The 327-nt window shown below is 52.3% G+C and carries 1 protein-coding gene; it reads right to left on the bottom strand.

What is annotated here, in order from left to right; genetic code table 11:
• Positions 1–327 (bottom strand): DUF3362 domain-containing protein (locus AB4585_RS22850; RefSeq protein ID WP_372171094.1); only part of this gene is annotated, 327 nt, incomplete at both ends.

Below are 327 nucleotides of genomic sequence, written 5' to 3'. Positions count from 1 at the left end.
CTTTGCCTCTTTGGTTTGGCTTGCGAATGTCTGGCTGGCTGTCGGTGTGCTTGGTTGCAAAGCGGTGTGCGCCGTGGCGTCCCGACTTGCGACGTTGTGCTGGCGTTTGTTTATCGAGATCTTCTTCTGGCACAAGACAGTTTGGCTTGTCACCAATAAGGTGTTTTTTACCCATGCTGATCAGCGCTTCACGGATCATCGGCCAGTTGGCTGGATCGTGATAACGAAGCAATGCTTTGTGCAGGCGGCGCTGACGCTCACCCTTAGCTACAGGCACATCTTCACGCTGTTTATATTTAACGCGTTTCAGAGGGTTGGTCTCTGAGT

Source organism: Vibrio sp. 10N.222.49.C9 (genome assembly GCF_041474985.1).
Lineage (GTDB): Bacteria > Pseudomonadota > Gammaproteobacteria > Enterobacterales > Vibrionaceae > Vibrio > Vibrio crassostreae_C.
This window is presented reverse-complemented; position numbering and strand designations above follow the sequence as displayed.